This is a genomic window from Magnetococcales bacterium, assembly GCA_015228935.1.
In the GTDB taxonomy this organism is placed as follows: Bacteria; Pseudomonadota; Magnetococcia; order Magnetococcales; family DC0425bin3; genus HA3dbin3.
The window spans coordinates 1-18,242 of record JADGCO010000016.1; the positions used below are offsets into that span (position 1 = coordinate 1).

Sequence of the window (18,242 nt, forward strand, 5' to 3'; positions counted from 1 at the left end):
TGAAATCATCTCAAAAACAGCTCGAAAAATGGGCAAAGCTGCGAAGATGGGTTGAGTGCCTGGTGGGTAGACTCGTTGGGCATCAGGGTGGCGAGATTCTTGCGCATATCGGAAGGACCCAGCATGCCCGGCACAAACGCCCGCAAGCGCCCCGTAGACAAGCCATCATCATAGGCATTGATCAACAGCGTCAGTTCGATCTGCGAGTGAGAGGCCAGATAGGGTGACAGACTCGCCGTGCCTCGCCCGCCACTGAACAATACCACCCGAATCTTGTTGCGCATGCCCGTTCTCCCCCAGGTTCAACTCGTGTATCGAGCCAGCCGAATCCTGTCGCACATGCCCGTTCTCCCCCAGGATCAACCCGTGTATCGAGCCAGCCGAATCCCGTCACACATGCCCGTTCTCCCCAGGACAAACCCGTGTCTCCTACCGGGAAAAAAAAAGCAGGATCGCAGGGACTTGTCAATCCACAAGGCAGAGTGTCAACAAAGTCCACAAGGCGATCAACCCGTCGCATGTCAATCCACAAAGCGAAATTTCAACAAGGTCCACAAGGCGATCACTCCGTCGATGGGACGAATTTTTTTGCCTTCGGCAACCGTGCGCGGCGCATAGGCAATGGGAACATCCACAATCTTTTGCCTGGCTTTGACCAATTTGGCGGTCAATTCGTGATCGGTTTCAAAACCGCGGGTGCGAACATTGAAATTTTTGATGATGGCCGCCGGATAGATTTTATAGGCCGTCAAGAGATCGGTCAGCCAGCAGCCATAGAGCAGAAAGGCCCAGACACTCAAAACGATATTCATGATCCAGGGTCCCAGGCTTTGCTGGGGATGGCGGCCTGGAAACAGGGTCCACCCCCCCTGTTGCGCCCTGACGCCCAAAATGCGGCTGCCATACACCACGTCACCCCGTGCCAATGCCCGCAACATGGGCAGATAATCCGCCGGGTCGTATTCCAGGTCGGCATCCTGGACCAGAACATAATCGCCCACCGATTGACGAATGCCGTGCTGAACGGCACTTCCCTTGCCGGCATTCGCCTGGCGCAGGACCCGTACACCGGCAAAAGCGGCGGCCACTGACCCGGTTGCATCCCGGGATCCATCATCCACCACTATGATTTCCTTGCCAAACCCCAGGGATTCCGTATCCACGGCCAGAATGCGTTCCAGCAACTGTCCAATAAACTGTTCTTCGTTATAAGCAGGGATGATGATGGACAAGGTCTTCATGGATTCTCACAAAAGGCCGTCTGTGGGTGTCCGGGTCCTTCATTTTTGCCAGGCAAGGGTCCGTTTCAACATTTCGGCAATGTTGCGCATGAGCTTGCCCAGCAAAAACCGTGGATTGAAAATCTTGAGCATGTAGGGAATATTGAGCGGATCCCGCAAGGCAAACATCAGGTAGGTGCGCAGGATGAACCCTGGAAAATTGAAATCTTTCAGGCCGGACGGGGTGTAGGTCCGCACCCCGTCTGAATAGGTTTTGGGCAGCAGACCATCAACAATTTCCCCCTCGCGCACCAGCTCGTCATAGATCGGCGTGCCTGGCAAGGGCTGAAAATTGCCCAGGAATATGAAGTTGAATCGACACCGGCGAATGAAATCCAGGGTCAGCATGAGGTCTTCCCGGGTCTCGCCGGGAAAGCCCACAATGAAAAAAGCCTGGACCTTCAAGCCGGCCTTGCGCAACTGATCCACAACCCCCGGGATCAGGTCGAGATTGATCTTTTTTTTCATGCGTTGCAAGGTCCGGGGGGAACCGCTCTCCGGGGCCACAATCACGAAACGCCAACCCGCCTGTTTCATCAGACGCCACAATTCGGGATCGCCGCGTTGCATGCGGATGCCGTTGGGTGTTCCAAAACCAATTCCCGGCAGGTTGAGGGCGATCATGGCCCGGCAGAATCTTTTGGCATAATCGACATTGAAGGTAAAATTGTCGTCGATGATGTTGAACCAGCGCGTCCCCCATTCATCATAGAGATACTTGATCCAGGCCACGACATACTCCAGGCTGTGGACCCGGACATCGCGCCCGTTCAGGTTGGGTGCATTGCAAAAGGTACACTGGTAGGGACAGCCCCGGGTGACCCAGATGGGGGCATTGTTGATGACGGTGGTGTTCCAGCGATAACCGATTGCCCGATAGCCTTGCAGATCCATGGCCGCATAATCGGGAATGCGAATCCGATCCAGATTGGTTTCCCGTTCCACATCGTTGGTGTGCATCTGTCCGGATCCATCGAGCCAGGTCAGGCCCTTGACCCGGCTCCAATCCGGATTCTGCTGTTCCAGTTCATCGAGAAACACGGGAAACGACAGTTCCGCCTCTCCCCGAAACAAAAAATCAATTTCCTTGTTTTGTATAATCTTTTCATAATAGGATGAGGCCTGGACCCCGCCAATCACGGTCACGGCATCCGGCAGGATGTTCCGGACCAGACGGAACAGATCCATGGCTTCGGGAAAGGTCGGTCCCCAACAGGTAACCCCCACCACTCTGGGCGCAAACTCTCGCAGCTCGGCGGCCAAGGCAGGCGACCTGGCATCCCTGTCTGTCAGGACACAGTTCACAATCCGCACCTCATGACGTTCCAGATCGAGATTGCTTTTCAGGTATCCCAAAGCCAGAGGCATGACGGTGGTACGATCAAAACCATGGGGCCAGATGAGGGCAACCTTCACAAAAAATCCTCTCTATGGACGTGTCCATGAATAACCCAGACAGAACAGTCCCCATCGGCACAAGGCAGCAGCTTGTCTGAGCAGTTATCATATTCAACTTGTTTGTTGATAAATCCTGTTCGGTCAACAGGATGCCGTTTGCCTGGCAGCCTGGCGGCGGGCCAGTTCGGCTTCCACTGTTCGGACATCGTCCAACGTATTGACACCCAAGGTATCCAACACCTCATGGATGCGCAAGGTCGTCACGCACCCGGGTCCTGTTTCAAACCACGGCAGGGATTGCAGTAAATTGAACTCCCTGGTCTCGTTACCCAGGCCGGCACCGGAGTGCCGGAACCGTTCCAGGGTGGGGTACAGAATGGCACTCGTCAACAAAAACAGGCCACAATCATTTTCACCTGTTGCGGTTTTGATCTCTTTTTCCCGGGCCTGCAAGACGGCCTGGATGCGACCCTGCTCATCCCGCTGCAAGTGGATATAGGGATTTTCCTTGACGATACTGGGCAGGGTCAGGGTGGCATGGGGACGTTGTTCGTGCAGGGTGGCACAGGCCAGCAAGGTTTCCTGGCGCAGGGTGACCTGATCGCCCCAGACCACGACGGTATAAGGGGTTTTGACGACGGATCTGGTCAACAGGACGGCATCCCCCATACCGGTTGGCGTCTCCTGGATGACCACTTCGCAGGCATCTCCCAGCCTCTCTTGCAGGACGGGTTCTACCTGGGAACGATTGTCCGGTGACAGTACAAAAACGAAGCGGGAGCAAACCTGTCCGAGGGAATCAAGGAGCCAGTCCAGGATCGGGCGACCCAGGATGGGATACAAAATCTTGGGCAACGGTGACGCAAGCCGCGAACCACGGCCAGCCGCCGGGACCACCGCCGTCCAGAGCTGCGGATGAATCGTAACCGATTTGACATCATGGATGTCAACAATGGGAGATATCATCGGCGAGCAAGGCATCGAGACTGTTGATCATGGCGAAGACCGAGTATAGCCGAAGCTGGTCAGCCGTCAAGGTACCCGTCATGCCGACCACGCGAATCCCGGCCCCTTGCGCGGCCTGGATGCCGGTGATGGCATCCTCCACCACCAGGGCCTGTTCGGGAGTCACCTGCAAACGACGCAAGGCTTCCAGGTAAATCCCGGGATCCGGTTTGGCGTGTAGCACCTCGTCGCCGCTGAGAACCACCTGAAAGCAATCCGTCAATTGCGCCGCCTCCAGGAACACCCGCACACTGGCCAGGGAGGCCGAACTGGCCAGGGCCAGCCGGTATTTTTTCCGCAACTGGCGCACCACTTTCTGACAATGGGGAAAAAGGGGCCGGGTTTCTGCCAGAAGCTGCCGTGCCCGCACCTGCTTGCCCAGGGTCAGTTTTTCGACCAGCGTGGCGTCGGGCAGGCGACCGGCACCTTGCAACAGATGGGCAAACATTTCGTTGGTCCGCCGCCCGGCAATGAGATGATACGCCGGCATCTGCAACCCGATCTCATCCAGCACCTCCTGAATGGCCTGGGCGTGGGCGGCACTGGAGTCCCACAGGACGCCATCCATATCAAAAATAATGGCTTGAACATTTTCCGGAATTTTCATGGCGTCCTCAACAAACCCCTTTCAAAGAAATTATTTTCTGGGCTGCTGCATGGCCTGGGTCACCCGCCGGACCCGTTCCTGCCGGATCGCCTCGCCCATGGCTTTGCCTGCCAGACCCTGCTTCAACAATGCTGTCGTATCGATGTTCTGACACACAGCCAGGGCCGCACGCAACAACCGGGCCTGAGGATAATCCACCTGGGCCATACCGCGTCCCTGCATATCCGCCGTGCAGGCCATCAAGACCCTGTCGAACCGTTCCGGATTGCGAAACGCATCGGCATCCGTCAATAAACGCACGATGGTTTTGGGCCGCATCTGGTTGGCCAGATGGACCCGCATGTGCAACCGGGCTGTCAAGACCCCAATCTGTTGTTCATGCGCCGGAATCCGCAACCGCCGACACATGCTTTCGATACAACCGACCCCTTTCTCTTCATGGCCGTAGTGATGCGGCAGGAGAGACCTGGGTGTCAATCCCTTGCCCAAATCGTGGACCAGCGCCGCAAAGCGCACTTGCGGATCAGGACTCAATCGCGCAGCCTGTTCAAGGACCAAGAGGGTATGTTCCCAGGCATCCCCTTCCGGGTGATAGCGGGGTGGTTGACTTTGCCCTTGCAGGGCGGCCAGTTCGGGAAAGACAACCGGCAGGGCACCACAGGCATCCAGGATGCGCAGGTAGACGGCAGGGGCATCGGTGGTCAAGGCCTTGCGTGTTTCCTGCCAGACCCGCTCCGGGGTCAGGGTTGCCAGTTCGCCGGAACGAGCCAACCTTTTCATCAATTGCAAAGTTTCCGGGGCCACCCGAAACCCGAGGGAAGCAAAGCGGGCCGCAAAACGTGCCACCCGCAGGACCCGCAATGGATCTTCCACAAAAGCCACCGACACATGTCGCAACCAGCGCTCTTCCAGGTCACGCTGCCCGGCAAACGGATCGATCAGACCGGTCGTCTCTGCCCAGGCCATGGCATTGATGGTCAAATCCCGGCGCGACAGATCCTCCGCGAGGGTGACCCGGGGATCAAAATGGGTCGTAAAACCCTTATAACCCGAGCCACTTTTGCGTTCGGTGCGGGCCAGGGCATACTCTTCGCCGGTTTCCGGATGGAGAAAGACCGGAAAGTCCGCCCCAACCTGGCGATATCCCAGGGCCAGCAGGTCGGCAGGGGTTGCCCCCACCACCACCCGGTCCACATCCCCTGTCGGCAGTCCCAGCAACCGGTCACGGACACAACCACCTACCTGGTAGATTTGCCATCCGGCCAAAGTGTGTCACTCCCGACCAACCCTGCGTGCAATCCACTTTGACCAGCCTGTCATTCGGCAGGCACCACAAAGCCGGTGGCCTTGATGCGTTCCTGCATCAGGGTGACGACCTGTTCGGCCTCCTGACGACTGGCAAAGGGACCAACCCCCACTCGAAACCAGGTTGTCTCCCCCATTTTGACCCGCCGACCGAACACCGGCAGGGGACGATCCCGAAAACGAATCTGGTTCACCTGCCGGACCAGGGCATCGGCTTCCGCCTGTTCGGAGTGGGATGTCAACTGCACGATGAACCCACCCTGCCCATGCCCGCCGCTGCGACCCGGTTCAACCACTTTTTCCGCCGCAGTCTGTACCTGACGGAGCCGTGCTTCCAATTCCGCCACCCGTTTCTCGGCAGATTGTGCCCGTTGCAGACGTTCTTCCGTCTCTGCCAGACGTTGGCGGAGGGAATTCATGGCCCGGAGTTGTTCTTCTCCGGCACTGTTTTCGGCCCCCACGATGGCGCTACCCGTTGCTGATTCCATTGCTGGCGTCACCGACCGGCGTTCCTGATCCGTCAACTGCTGTTGCAGGGTTTGCACCTGCCGTTCCAAGGCACTTGCCCGGCGTTTTTCCCGTTCCAGAGCGCCCGCATGTTCATCCAACTGTAGCCGCAGGGTTGTCACCTGTTGTTCCATGGCTCCTGCCCGCCGCTTTTCCCGTTCCAGATCGGCTGCCTGGTCAACTGACGGTAACCGCAGTTCTCCCTTCTGTTCACCCGACGGCAAACGCGCTTCACCTTTCTGCTCACCCAACGGCAGACGCGCTTCACCCTTCTGCTCACCTGACGGCAGACGCGCTTCACCCTTCTGCTCACCCGACGGCAGACGCGCTTCACCCTTCTGCTCACCCGACGGCAGACGCGCTTCACCCTTCTGCTCACCCGTCGGCAGACGCAATGCAACCTTTTGATCATTCGGCGGCATACGCGGTTCACCCGGCGGCACACGCGATTCGGCTGTCACTTTATTTTCGGCGTCGATATCTCTTGCCATGCTCTGCCCGGTACGATACCCCTCCGCCTCCGTGGCATCCCCTGGAGTGGAAAGATCCCTGATAGCCGACTCAGAAGCAGATTGGTCCTCTCCTGCAACTGTTGTCTCGGCAAACTCCACGACACCGGCCCCGGAATCCCCCTCATCCATGGCCCACCAGGCAACACCACCCACGCCAAGAACGATGGCCATGGCCAGAAGGATCCAGGGCCAAAGAGTCGTTCCCTGCCGCGTTTCCATGACTGCTTCAGCCGCGGCTTGCTTTTGAATATCCGCACGGATCTCCATATCGTCCGGGGATTCCGGAGTCTGGTACCACGCGGCTTCACGTGCCAGGGATGTGGCTTTTCCAGAGGATGTCCGCCGCTCTTGGTCCTCGCCCGATCCATGGCCGGATTCAGGCAACGCATCCTCTTCGGAAAGAGCATCCGATTTTTGTTTCGACTCCTGGTCAACCCCTTCGGCTGACACCGGGATACCTGCCTCTGTCGGCTGATCTGCCTCATCCTGCGCCTTTGGTACGGCAATTCTTGTCGGAGCTGACGGGGCGGATGCCGATCCTTCAATGGAAGGGGTCATCGCATGGATAAAAGCCATGGCCGAGGCCAGACGCTGGCGTGGATCCCAGTGCAGCGCCCGTTCCAGGATCATGTTTTGCTCATCGCTCAACATGGCCAGGGGTTTTGGCACGGGTCCTTCACCACGCCAACGGGCCGCACTCAGGGCACGTCGATCCTCATCCGAAAAGGGCAGTTGACCCGAGACCATTTCATAAAACATCACTGCCAGGGCATAGATATCGCCACCCGAGTCCGGGGTTTGCCCCAGAAAGCGGGCACCGCCGTGTTCTGCGAAGAGGAGCGTATTCCGGGCCTGCCCCATGCCGGCACTCTTGACCACATACTGTTCCGGAGAGGCATAAGGAACCTGTTCCTGCAATATTTTCTGGTCAAAATCCACTCCCCGGCTCCAGGCCAGGGCACGCAGAGCATAAGCCAACCCGAAATTGACCAGTCGTACCTCACCACTGGCCATGATGATGACATTGCCCGGATTGAGATTGCGATGACAAACCCCTTCGAGATGGGCATGGTTCAAAACGACGGCGATTTTCTTGACCAGTTCCAGGGCTTCAGAGGGGGGCAGGACCCCTCCCGAACGACCGGCCCGCAACGTGCCAAGCGTGACACCGTCCTCGTAAGAAGAAAGCAGAAAACGCCGCTTTTGCCCGGCATCGTACAGGTGACCCAGAGAGGGTGAGACACCCGGATGCACCGAAAGCTTCGCAATATCCGCAACAACTTTTTCAAATTTTTCAAAAAAAGCCGTATCGGCAGCAGAAAAAAGGTCCGGGAGAGCACGCAGCACCAGCATGCGTCCCGTTCCCGTCTCCTCCGCCAAATAAACGGAACCCAGCGCCCACTTGCCAAACGGACGGCGGACTGTGTATCGCCCCGCGTCGATCTTCGTTCCAGTGTCCATGGTGCCAAGTGATACCCGAAAAAAACGGCGCGGCTCAACCACTAAATCGCCTTTTTCCTGAAATTCAGGAAAAAATATTCCCTTGCATTCTGTTCCCGGATGAAATCCGGAAGATCATCAACATCCATGTCTTGGAAAAAAACAGGAAGATCATCCACTTCCATGTCCGGGAAAAAATGCGTGTTTCTGGTCAGCTCACATTGAAACCTGCGAACGCCCGGCATCCTTGGCCCGGTACAGGGCGTCGTCAACCCGCGCCATGAACGTTGTGGAAGATTCGCCCCGTTCCCAGCACGCCACGCCAATACTCACCCCCAATTGCCTGGCACCTGGAGCCTGGATATGCAAATCCGTAACCGACTGGCACAAACGTTCCAGCAAAAGGCGGGCATTGGTCATGTCCGTGTTGGTCAGGATCAGGGAAAATTCATCCCCGCCAACCCGGGCCAACACATCCGTGTCCCGCACCATTCCCGAGAGGGTGCGGGAAACCTGCCGCAGAACTTCATCGCCCTCGCCATGTCCCATCCGGTCGTTGATGGCCTTGAAATGATCCAGATCCATCCCGGCCATCACCAGGGGTGTCCCATATCTCTGGGCCTTGGAGATTTCCTGCTCCAGGCGTTCGTTGAATACCCGCCGGTTGACCAGGCCTGTCAAAACGTCCCGCCGTGCCTGATCATAAAGATCCTCGTAGGCCAGGGCACGCTCCAGAGGTCCACGCAACTCAGAGGTCATTTCGCCAATAAACGGCACCAGAACGGATTCCACCTCGGGAGTTGCCCCATGCAGAATCAGGATCCCTTCCATGGGACCATCCGGGTTCAGGTCAACAAAGCAATATCTCAATCCCGGACGATCCACACAGGACCCACATCCGACTGCGGGTTTTTCATTCATGATCTTATTAGCAAAATCAAGAAGTTCTTGACGTTGTGGACCATGCGTGGAGCAGACCATGTGACTCCGGTTCCGTGCCACATTCCGATAGGCAACCAGATCGTGCCGCATGTGTGGCATCAGCCAGACCGAAAACGCATCCACCATGGAAGCCAGGTCGAGCATGCCGGACAGTTGCTTGTGCAGATCGTAGATGCGGGCCAGGTGTTCATTCCGGCGCCGATACCAGTCCAGTTCCTCGATCAGGTTGGAGGAATAACTGGTCAGCAGCAGATTTGCCTGGCTTTCCAGTGACCGGTTTTTCAGGTTGAGAATGATGCCCATGACTTTTTGCTCCCCTGACAGGATCAACAACGGAGAACCGACTGTTCAATGCACTGTTGGAGGTTGCCAAGTTCATGCCAACCCTGGAAGCCCGGGTATTCAAATTGTTAATATTTCAACATAAACAATGTTCTAAATATAATCATGCCAGCAAGGAACCTTCCCGGAAAGTCGCTTCATTCCCGATCAGGGGAGAATTTTGCCGCCATCGGCAAGGAAGGATTGTAACAAGCACCTGGAAATTCCTGCCTGGTACGGAGTCAAAGCCACCAATCAAAAACCACCCCATTCTCACCTGGAAAAGGGCAGTTTGCTGATCGTGAAACCACTTCGGCATCGACGCCAAACAAAAAAACCGCCCTGTTCTCACCTGGAAAAGGGCGGTTTGTCGGTCGTAAAACCGCTTCGGTACCGGTCGTGAAACTGCTTCGGCTATTGGAGAAGATTCAGACTGTTGGCCGAGAGCCGGTTCATCTGGCCCTGCAAGGCCGCACCAAAACGCTGCTTGACCATGGAACTGACCAGACCTGCCGTGGCCTGGCCATAATCGGTTTCCTGGATGGTGGCACGCGCCCCTTGCACCGCCCCGTTGGTACTTTGCAGCGAAGAGAGTCTGGACTCCAAACCCGACTGGGCTGCACCCATCTGTCCCCGGGCTTGGTTCAGAGTATCGAGGCTGGTGTCAATCGAGGAGATGGCACTGGCCGCCCCTGCCTGCGTTGACAGATCCACCTGCGGAAACGCCGCCGACAGGTTTGGCAAGTCAAGCGCGGTCTGATCCGCCGCTCCGGCACCGGTCTGCAACGTCAAAGTCTGCCCGGTTCCCAACAAATCCTGGCCGTTATAGCTGGTCTTGGTCACGACATCGTTGATCTGTGACTGGATCTGCTGGGCCTCGGCTTGAAGATTGGTACGATCCGCACTGGAGAGCGTCCCATTGGCGCTCTGCACGGCCAATTCGCGCAGACGCTGCAAACCGTCGCCGATCTGCCCCATCCCGGCATCGGCCACCTGGGTGACGGAAATTCCCTCATTGACGTTACCCAGCGCCTGATTGTTGCCGCGAATTTCGCGCGTCATACTGTCGATCATGTTCATCAGACCGGGACCATCCTGGGCCTGATTGATGCGATTCCCGGAGGCCAACTGCCGGAACAAGCCATTCATTTTCGTCCGGGAAGACCCCATCTGCTGAATCAACCCTTGACCAACAGCGTCCTGAATGGGAAATGCCATGGGTATCCCTCCTGTCAATGCCACAAACCTGACTGCAAACCTCACCCAACAAACACCGGCTGCCATCATCCAACACAACCTCTTTTACATAATACAAAACCCCGGCACAAATTCCAACATGTTTCATGGCCAGACGTGTTTTCCATACCCGGCCCCTGTCAATTCTGCTAGAATCGGGGCAACGTCAGCTCCAATCTTCTCATGAGACCGGCCCGATACCATGATCGAACTCGACCTGCACGATGAAAATTTTCGCAATCTCCGGCTCTTTCAGGGCGTCAGTCCCGAGTCGGTCGAACACATTTTGAAAACCTGCGCCATCCGTCGTCTGCAACGCGAAGAGATTCTGCTTTCGCCCGGCCAGTCCAACAGTGAAATTTTTCTTCTTCTTTCCGGATCCCTGCGCATTCACCTGGAAACCCTGGGCACACCCGCCCTGACCATCATTCAACCCGGCGAGTGCGTCGGCGAAATGTCCATCATCGACAACGAAATCGCTTCGGCCTTCGTGGTGGCAACCGACGAGAGCAGGCTCTTGACCATCCACCAGGATGCCCTGTGGCAACTGATCCACGTCTCCCACCAGGTGGCCCGCAACCTGCTCTATATCCTGTCGCGCCGCATGCGCTTCACCAACGACGTGATCGTCGAAAACAGCAAGCGCCAAACCCTCCTGGAACATTATGCCCGGGTCGATCCCCTGACCGGGCTGTACAACAGACGCTGGATGGACGAATCTCTCGCCCGGCAGATCCAACGGTGCCAACACAGTGACAAACCCCTCTCCCTGATCATGATGGATGTGGACCGGTTCAAAAATTTCAACGACTCCCATGGCCATCTGTCCGGGGATTTTGCCCTGATCACCCTGGCCCAGACCATGTCGGAAATGTTGCGTCCGGGGGATTTTGCCGCCCGTTATGGCGGAGAAGAGTTCATTGTCGTCCTCCCCGAAACAAGCACTGCCGACGGATTGACGATTGCCGAACGATTGCGGGTGTCCATCGCCGAAACCGACATTCTGACCGGTGACGGTTCCACCCTGCCCCCCTTGACCATTTCCGCCGGCATTGCCACTTCCCCCCCTGCCACCTCGGCTGAAGAGCTGATCGCCAGCGCCGACAAGGCGCTCTACCAGGCCAAGGCAGCGGGACGTAACCGGGTCATCTCAATGACATGAATACGGCACAAAAATCCCGCCTGCCCATGATCCTGGCCCTTCCGGCACAAAAATCCCGCCTGCCCGTGATCCTGGCTCTCCCGGCACAAAAATCCCGCCTGCCCATGATCTGGATACTTCCGGTCCTGGCCCTGTCGTTTTTTCCCGCAACCGGTGCATCTGAACCCCAGACCAGCTTTCCCATCGTGGGCACAGCAACCGTCCTTGACGGAGATACCCTGCTGGTCAATGGTCAGAAGATTCGTCTGCACGGCGTGGATGCCTGGGAACATGGACAAACCTGCCCTGATGAAGCCGGCAAGCCACTTCCCTGTGGTGACATGGCAACCTCCTTTTTGAAAAAAATGGTCGCTGGGGTACCTCTGTATTGCCTGCCTCTTCTCCGCGACAAATACCGGCGCCATGTCGGTCACTGCCTGTTGCTTGGTCGTGATCTGGGCTGGATCCTGGTGGAACAAGGGTGGGGTGTCGCCTACACCCGTTACGACGATTATTATCGTCAACCGGAACTGCAAGCCAAAAATCAACACCTGGGTGGCTGGCAGGGTTTTCCCCGTTACGAACCCATTCCACCAGAAAAATGGCGCATCGCCGACCGCTCCAAACCATCCCTTCGATAGAGGTCCCGTCATGAAACCTCCTGCCCAGTCAAGAATCCGGATGCGTCCTGAGCTGCTTCAGCCCTGGTCTGTCGCTCTTGCGCTCATGGGATTGTCTCTCTCCTGGTCATGGCCAGTGGAGGCGGACATCTACGAATGTGTCAACCGTGTCTCCGGTGACCGGGTTTGGCGAAATCGCCCCTGCGATCCGAGTGAAAACAGAAAATTCCACCAGGCAACAACCCCTGTCACCCCCAAAGAGACAACCCCGGCAACTCCGGCAACTCCGGCAACTTCGGCAATCCCCCCAACTCCGCCAACCACCGCCGCTTCAACATCGGATGCACATCCCAACCCGACCCAACAGGCATCCTCTCCCCCCGCAGCCCCGCAATCGTCTGCTGCCCCGGGTCAATCCGCCACCGGCAATCCGCCTGTCAGCCAGCCGACTCCAGGCAAATCCGAACCAGACAAGCCCATGCCTGAAAACAAGTCCGGAGTCCCCACGCTCCCCCCGGTCAGCACACCACCCGCGCCCCCCTCTCCCGGCACAAATCTGGCCGATGTGGATCAGGTCCTGATGGTCGCCGCACGCCAAAAAAACAGCCAAAACGGCCAGATCGCCATGAGATTTCAATATCGCGATTCCAAAAACAATCGCGAAATTCAATGGGAATCGAAACTGAAAAGGGTTTTGACATCCTGCACCCTCTTCGTGGACGAAGGAACACCCGGCCCGGATGCCCCCAATAAAGACAAACCCCTGGGAAGCGGCAAAAAACAGTTGAATCAAGGTTCCGGACTGTTCGGCTCCTGGCAGGAGTCTTTTCCGCTGCATATCCCTGCCGATTATCTGACCACAACAAAAACGGAAACTTTTGGTCGCATCGAATGCGACATGGAACTGCCGAACGGCAAGCGCCTCCATACCCGGACCGTCGCATTCAACAAGATACCCCTGACCAGCAATGCCCCATAAACCAGGACGCCCAACAAACAGTTCCCGGTCACGTTCATGACCATGCCGCAGCACCAGACAGACCCAAACCTTGCCTTGGATGCCTTGCTGGCCACGCTGCGTGAGGCCTTGGTACGAACGCCGCATGCCCGGGGGGACCATACGGATCTTTGCCGGCACCACAACGCCGGCATGCCCCCGGCAACCCTGAATCACTGTCACTGTCACGTCGCCCGGATCGTGCAAACCCTGGCAACGCCCATGCCCCGCGCCGAAGCCATCCTGGAAACCGTGCGGGCCGCCCGGCATGCCTGTCACATACTGGCCGATCCAACATCACCTGCCACTCTTCAGGCTTTGCACCTCCTGCAAACCGCCTTGCAGCGGTTGGATGCCACAGAAAGCAGTTCTTGACAGGCTTTGCACATCCTGCAAACCACCTTGCAGCGGTTGGATGCCACAGAAAGCAGTTCTTGACAGGCTTTGCACATCCTGCAAACCGCCTTGCAGCGGTTGGATGCCACAGAAAGCAGTTCTTGACTTGCGGTTTGTTTGCCTGTTAAAAACGCTTGGTGAAGAATTTTACAACATTAATAATTTTTAATGTTTCAAATTTTCGCGGTGCCTGACCTGATGTGGAATAAAATATATTGTGATCCCTGGAAAAAAGTGGTGGTCATGGTTGCCATGATCGTTATGGCCGGATCTCCCGGAAGTGTGGCTGGTTTCCAGGGAGGCGGAATCTCCGGAACGGATCCGAACTCCCCGGAGGCAACACCTGAACGGCCCGGAGGAATGCCTGTACGCGAAATTCGTGGCCATTTGCTGCCGCGCCAGTTTACCACCCTGGCCAGCGAAGTGGCGGCCAAGGTGGAACAGATTACCGTGCGGGAAGGGGAGCGGTTCAAGGCGGGCCAGCCTCTGATTGTCTTTGATTGCACGCAGCAAAAAACCCAACTGAATCGCGCCACGGCTGTGGCCGCTTCCGCCGAACGGGTCCTGGCAGCCAATCGCCGCCTCGTGGTCTTGAAAGCGGCAGGCGAGTTGGAAACAGAAATGTCGGCCCTGGAAGCCGCCAAGGCACGGGGCGATATGCAGGTGATCAAAGCCACCCTGGAAAAATGTCAGATTGTGGCCCCCTTCGCCGGGCGGGTGGCCGAACAAAAAATTCGTGAACAACAGTTTGCCCAACCCGGCCAACCCCTCCTGGAAATCCTGGATGATTCAAAGCTGGAACTCGAATTCATCGCCCCCTCCCACTGGTTGACCTGGTTGAAGGTGGAACAGACGTTCCAGATGCACTGTGATGAGACAGGCAAAAGTTATCCTGCCCAGGTCAGTCGTTTGGGGGCACGGGTGGACCCGGTCAGCCAGTCCATGAAAATCATGGCCAGAATCAATGGATCATTTCCCGAACTCGTATCGGGTATGAGCGGGCGGATTTTGCTGCGTCCACCCCCTTGATGCCGATTCCACGCTCCTGCTGATTCCACCCCTGCACTGACTGGATGATCCGGATGGAACAACTCTCGACACTGTTGCACCTGGAGGAACGGGCGCGTTCCGTGGGCAATACTGCCGAACTGGGTTTTGTCATGGTCAACGAAACCGTTGGCCTGGTGGCTTATCGGCAGGCGGCTTGCTGGTTGACGAATCAGGGCGTGGTGGCCCTTTCCGGCATTCCCGTGACGGATCCCAATGTGCCCATGGTGCAATGGCTCAATCGGGTTTGCCGCTCCCTGCATGCTTCGGCAGCGGTGACCCGGGTGGTCGATCCGCAACAGTTGGCCACCCTGGACCGGGAAGAGTGGCAGGAGTGGTTCCCCCCTTATGGCTTGTGGCTGCTCCTGCCGGGCAGGGAAGGAACCAGGCTGGGAGGAATCCTGCTGGCCAGAGAGACCCCCTGGCAAGAGGGGGAACTTGTTTTATTGCAACATTTGGCCGGAGCCTATGCCCACGCATGGCTGGCCCTGCTGCAACCCTCCCCCTGGTCGTGGTTCAAAAGACACCTGGCTTTTTTTTCCCGTGTAAAAATATGGCTTTGGTTGGGTTTGATCGGTGCCTTGTCCGTTGTGCCAGTGCGGCTCACGGTTTTGGCACCGGCAGAGGTGGTGCCGGATGATCCCATCCTGGTACGCGCCCCCCTCGAAGGGGTGATCGAAAAAATTCATGTCCAACCCAATGATTCCGTCACAGAAGGCACCCCGCTTTTTGACCTCGATCCCACATCCCTGGCCAGCAAACTGGAGGTGGCCGAAAAATCCCTGGCCACCGCCTTGGCCGAATATCGGCAGGTGTCCCATCAGGCGGTCGAGGATGTCAAAAGCAAGTATCTGCTCGCCATCATTTCCGGACGCATTGAAGAGCGACGCGCCGAAACCGTCTACCTCAAACATGTCTTGAACCGCATTCGGGTCAAGGCACCCCGATCCGGTGTGGTCATTTTTGATGATCCTTCAGCCTGGCTGGGACGCCCGGTAGCTTTGGGCGAAAAGGTGATGGTGGTCACGGGAATCCACGAAACCGAATTGGAAGCCTGGGTGGCCATGGGGGATGATATCGACCTGCCCCCGCAGGCCGAGGTCACTTTTTTCCCCAATGTCAATCCCCTGCAACCGGTGACGGCGCAGGTGCGCTTCATGGCCTATGAAGCCTTTCCCAAACCCAACGGCCAGCTCGCGTTCCGGTTGCGGGCCACCGTGGAAGCCAACAACAAGCCCCGGGTGGGTTTGAAAGGAACAGCCCGCATCCATGGCGAACAGGTCCCCCTGCTCTACTGGTTGTTCCGCAAGCCCTTGGCCTTGGTACGCCAGGGGATCGGCTGGTGATTTCACTCCCCCCATTGCGTGAAGAGCTGAACCTGTTTCCTGGACCTCCCGAGCGGGATGGTTCCCCGACCTGGACCCTCCAGGATCCGGCCAGCAATCGTTTTTTTCGTTTGAGTTGGCAGACCTTCGAAATCCTGTCGCGCTGGGATGCGGGAGATCCCGCCGGTATCGCCCGGCAGGTTTGCGACCAGACCTCCCTGACCATTACCGCCGAGGATGTCCTGAACCTGGTGCAATTCGTCGGCAACAACCACTTGTTGCGGGCGTTCCATCCCGGTGACACCCGGCGGCTGGAACAGGCCAGGCTGGCCACCCGGCTCTCCTGGTCGCGCTGGCTTTTGCATCACTATCTTTTCATTCGTCTGCCGCTGGTCCGCCCGGATCGTTGGCTGGCACGGGTCGTACCCTGGGTTGCACCACTGTTTACCAGGGGATTTGTCGTCTTTACCCTGATTATTTTGCTGGTGGGCCTGCTTCTGGTCGTGCGGCAATGGGATCTTTTCATGGCCACTGCGGTCAGCACGGCCAATTTTCAGGGAATGGTCAGTTACGGGGTGGCCTTCATGGGGATCAAGGTGATCCATGAACTCGGACATGCCCTGGCCGCCAAACGCGAAGGGTGCCGGGTTCCCACCATGGGGGTGGCGCTCATGGTGCTGGTTCCCGTCCTGTACACCGATACAACCGAAGCCTGGAAACTCACCCATCGTCGGCAACGTCTGCTCGTGGGAGGTGCCGGCATTCTGGCCGAATTGACCCTGGCCGCCTATGCCACCCTGCTGTGGGTACTCCTGCCGGATGGCGTTTTGCGCACCGTGTTTTTCATCCTGGCCACCACGACCTGGATCTCCTCCCTGATCATCAATTCCAGCCCTTTCATGCGTTTCGATGGGTATTTTCTCTTGATGGACTCCTGGAACATGCCCAACCTCCATCGGCGCGCCTTCGACATGGCACGCTGGTGGTTGCGGGAGCGGCTTTTTGACCTCCGGACACCTCCCCCGGAATCCCAACCAGCAAAAACACAACGACTCCTCATTGTGTTCGCCGTCGCCACCTGGATCTACCGCCTGATCCTGTTTCTGGGCATTGCCCTGCTTGTTTATCATCTGTTCGTCAAGATTCTGGGAATTTTTCTGTTTGCAGTGGAATTGGGCTGGTTCATCCTCCTGCCTGTCGTTTCCGAAGTCAAAACATGGTGGCACATGCGTCAGAAAATCGTGCAGGATCGGCGTTGGCGCTTCTCTTTTCTGTTGACCGGTTTGTTCCTTTTGACCGGGTTGCTGACAGTTCCCTGGCAGGGAGAGATTGTTCTGCCGGCCTTGCTGCGGGCACGGGAACAGGTGGCCGTCTACTCCCTGACGGCAGGCCGGGTGCAAAGCATCCTGAAAAGGGAGGGTACCCTGGTCAAGGCCGGAGAAACCCTGCTCATCCTCGATTCACCCGATCTGGAATACCGTCTCTCCCAGGCCCGGCGGCGCGTGGATCTGCTGGGTTGGGAAATTGCCAGCATGGGATTTGAAATGACCTTTCGGAGCCGCATCCAGACCCTGGAACAGGAAATGGCGGGAGCCGTGGCCGAGCGTTACGGCCTGGAACAGGAAAAACAGCGTTTGCATCTGCGGGCCGCCATTACCGGAAAAGTGGCAGACTTTTCTCCAGAAGTGGATATCGGACAGTGGCTCCCCGCCCGTTTCCAGATTGCCACCCTCGTCTCCCCCGAGCAGGCCATGGTGACGGCCTATGTGGCGGAAAAAGAGATTGCCCGTCTGCATCAGGGGGCGGAGTGCAGATTTTATTTCCGGGACGCACGGCATACCGGAATTCCCTGCCGCCTGGAAGCCATGGATTCCCTCTCCACCGGAGTCTTGCTGGATCCTGCCCTGGCCGATCTCTACGGCGGCAACGTCCCCGTCCGGGAACATGGGCAGGCATTGATTCCGGAACAAGCCTTTTATCGTGTCATGCTGCGGACAATGGAATCCACGCCTGTTCCCGAACGACAACGCCTGGGGCGGGTGGCAATCGCCGGCGACAGGCAAAGCCTCGCCATGAATTTTTTTCGCACCGTTCTTGCCGTCGTCTTCCGGGAGGCAGGGGTGAATTGAAAAAAATACATTGATGAAAAAATACGGGGTAAAG

16 protein-coding genes are annotated in these 18,242 nt (G+C 57.3%); 7 read left to right on the forward strand and 9 right to left on the reverse strand.

Annotated features, from left to right (window positions below; genetic code table 11):
- Positions 1–5: 5 nt before the first annotated feature.
- The 9 genes from HQL65_06135 to HQL65_06175 form a co-directional block, all read right to left on the reverse strand.
- Positions 6–272, reverse strand: coding sequence for a YvcK family protein (locus tag HQL65_06135; GenBank protein ID MBF0135799.1), 267 nt, complete (start codon positions 270–272; stop codon positions 6–8).
- A 249-nt stretch (positions 273–521) separates the two neighbouring features.
- On the reverse strand, positions 522–1,241 hold the full coding sequence (locus HQL65_06140) for a glycosyltransferase family 2 protein (GenBank protein ID MBF0135800.1): 720 nt from the start codon (positions 1,239–1,241) through the stop codon (positions 522–524).
- 39 nt (positions 1,242–1,280) lie between these two features.
- Complete coding sequence (locus HQL65_06145) at positions 1,281–2,696, reverse strand: B12-binding domain-containing radical SAM protein (GenBank protein ID MBF0135801.1); 1,416 nt, start codon at positions 2,694–2,696, stop codon at positions 1,281–1,283.
- A gap of 123 nt (positions 2,697–2,819) precedes the next feature.
- Positions 2,820–3,644, reverse strand: coding sequence for an NTP transferase domain-containing protein (locus HQL65_06150; GenBank protein MBF0135802.1), 825 nt, complete (start codon positions 3,642–3,644; stop codon positions 2,820–2,822).
- Entirely contained in the window at positions 3,625–4,290 is a 666-nt protein-coding gene (locus tag HQL65_06155; GenBank protein ID MBF0135803.1) for an HAD family phosphatase, read from the reverse strand. Before HQL65_06155 ends, HQL65_06150 begins: the two co-directional genes overlap by 20 nt.
- 30 nt (positions 4,291–4,320) lie before the next feature.
- Positions 4,321–5,556: a multifunctional CCA addition/repair protein gene (locus tag HQL65_06160; protein ID MBF0135804.1), complete on the reverse strand. Its 1,236-nt coding sequence runs from the start codon at positions 5,554–5,556 to the stop codon at positions 4,321–4,323.
- Between the two features lie 50 nt (positions 5,557–5,606).
- Positions 5,607–8,075 carry an SPOR domain-containing protein gene (locus HQL65_06165; protein ID MBF0135805.1) on the reverse strand — a complete coding sequence of 823 codons (2,469 nt, stop codon included), beginning with the start codon at positions 8,073–8,075 and terminating at the stop codon, positions 5,607–5,609.
- Between the two features lie 195 nt (positions 8,076–8,270).
- Entirely contained in the window at positions 8,271–9,299 is a 1,029-nt protein-coding gene (locus HQL65_06170; GenBank protein ID MBF0135806.1) for a GGDEF domain-containing protein, read from the reverse strand.
- 432 nt (positions 9,300–9,731) lie between these two features.
- Positions 9,732–10,535 (reverse strand): hypothetical protein, encoded by an 804-nt coding sequence (locus HQL65_06175; GenBank protein ID MBF0135807.1) that lies wholly within the window; start codon positions 10,533–10,535, stop codon positions 9,732–9,734.
- Between the two features lie 220 nt (positions 10,536–10,755).
- Here HQL65_06175 and HQL65_06180 point away from each other — a divergent pair, with 220 nt between their 5' ends.
- From HQL65_06180 to HQL65_06210, 7 genes are all read left to right on the forward strand, one after another.
- A complete protein-coding gene (locus tag HQL65_06180) occupies positions 10,756–11,715 on the forward strand; it encodes a GGDEF domain-containing protein (protein ID MBF0135808.1) in 960 nt (319 codons plus the stop codon).
- Complete coding sequence (locus HQL65_06185; GenBank protein MBF0135809.1) at positions 11,712–12,335, forward strand: thermonuclease family protein; 624 nt, start codon at positions 11,712–11,714, stop codon at positions 12,333–12,335. Before HQL65_06180 ends, HQL65_06185 begins: the two co-directional genes overlap by 4 nt.
- Positions 12,336–12,345: 10 nt before the next feature.
- Positions 12,346–13,293: a hypothetical protein gene (locus HQL65_06190; GenBank protein MBF0135810.1), complete on the forward strand. Its 948-nt coding sequence runs from the start codon at positions 12,346–12,348 to the stop codon at positions 13,291–13,293.
- A gap of 36 nt (positions 13,294–13,329) precedes the next feature.
- Positions 13,330–13,686 (forward strand): hypothetical protein, encoded by a 357-nt coding sequence (locus tag HQL65_06195; protein MBF0135811.1) that lies wholly within the window; start codon positions 13,330–13,332, stop codon positions 13,684–13,686.
- 282 nt (positions 13,687–13,968) lie between these two features.
- Entirely contained in the window at positions 13,969–14,736 is a 768-nt protein-coding gene (locus HQL65_06200; GenBank protein ID MBF0135812.1) for an efflux RND transporter periplasmic adaptor subunit, read from the forward strand.
- A 53-nt stretch (positions 14,737–14,789) separates the two neighbouring features.
- On the forward strand, positions 14,790–16,100 hold the full coding sequence (locus HQL65_06205) for an HlyD family efflux transporter periplasmic adaptor subunit (GenBank protein MBF0135813.1): 1,311 nt from the start codon (positions 14,790–14,792) through the stop codon (positions 16,098–16,100).
- Positions 16,097–18,208 (forward strand): biotin/lipoyl-binding protein, encoded by a 2,112-nt coding sequence (locus tag HQL65_06210; GenBank protein ID MBF0135814.1) that lies wholly within the window; start codon positions 16,097–16,099, stop codon positions 18,206–18,208. The genes HQL65_06205 and HQL65_06210 overlap by 4 nt, the downstream gene beginning before the upstream one ends.
- Positions 18,209–18,242: the final 34 nt, after the last annotated feature.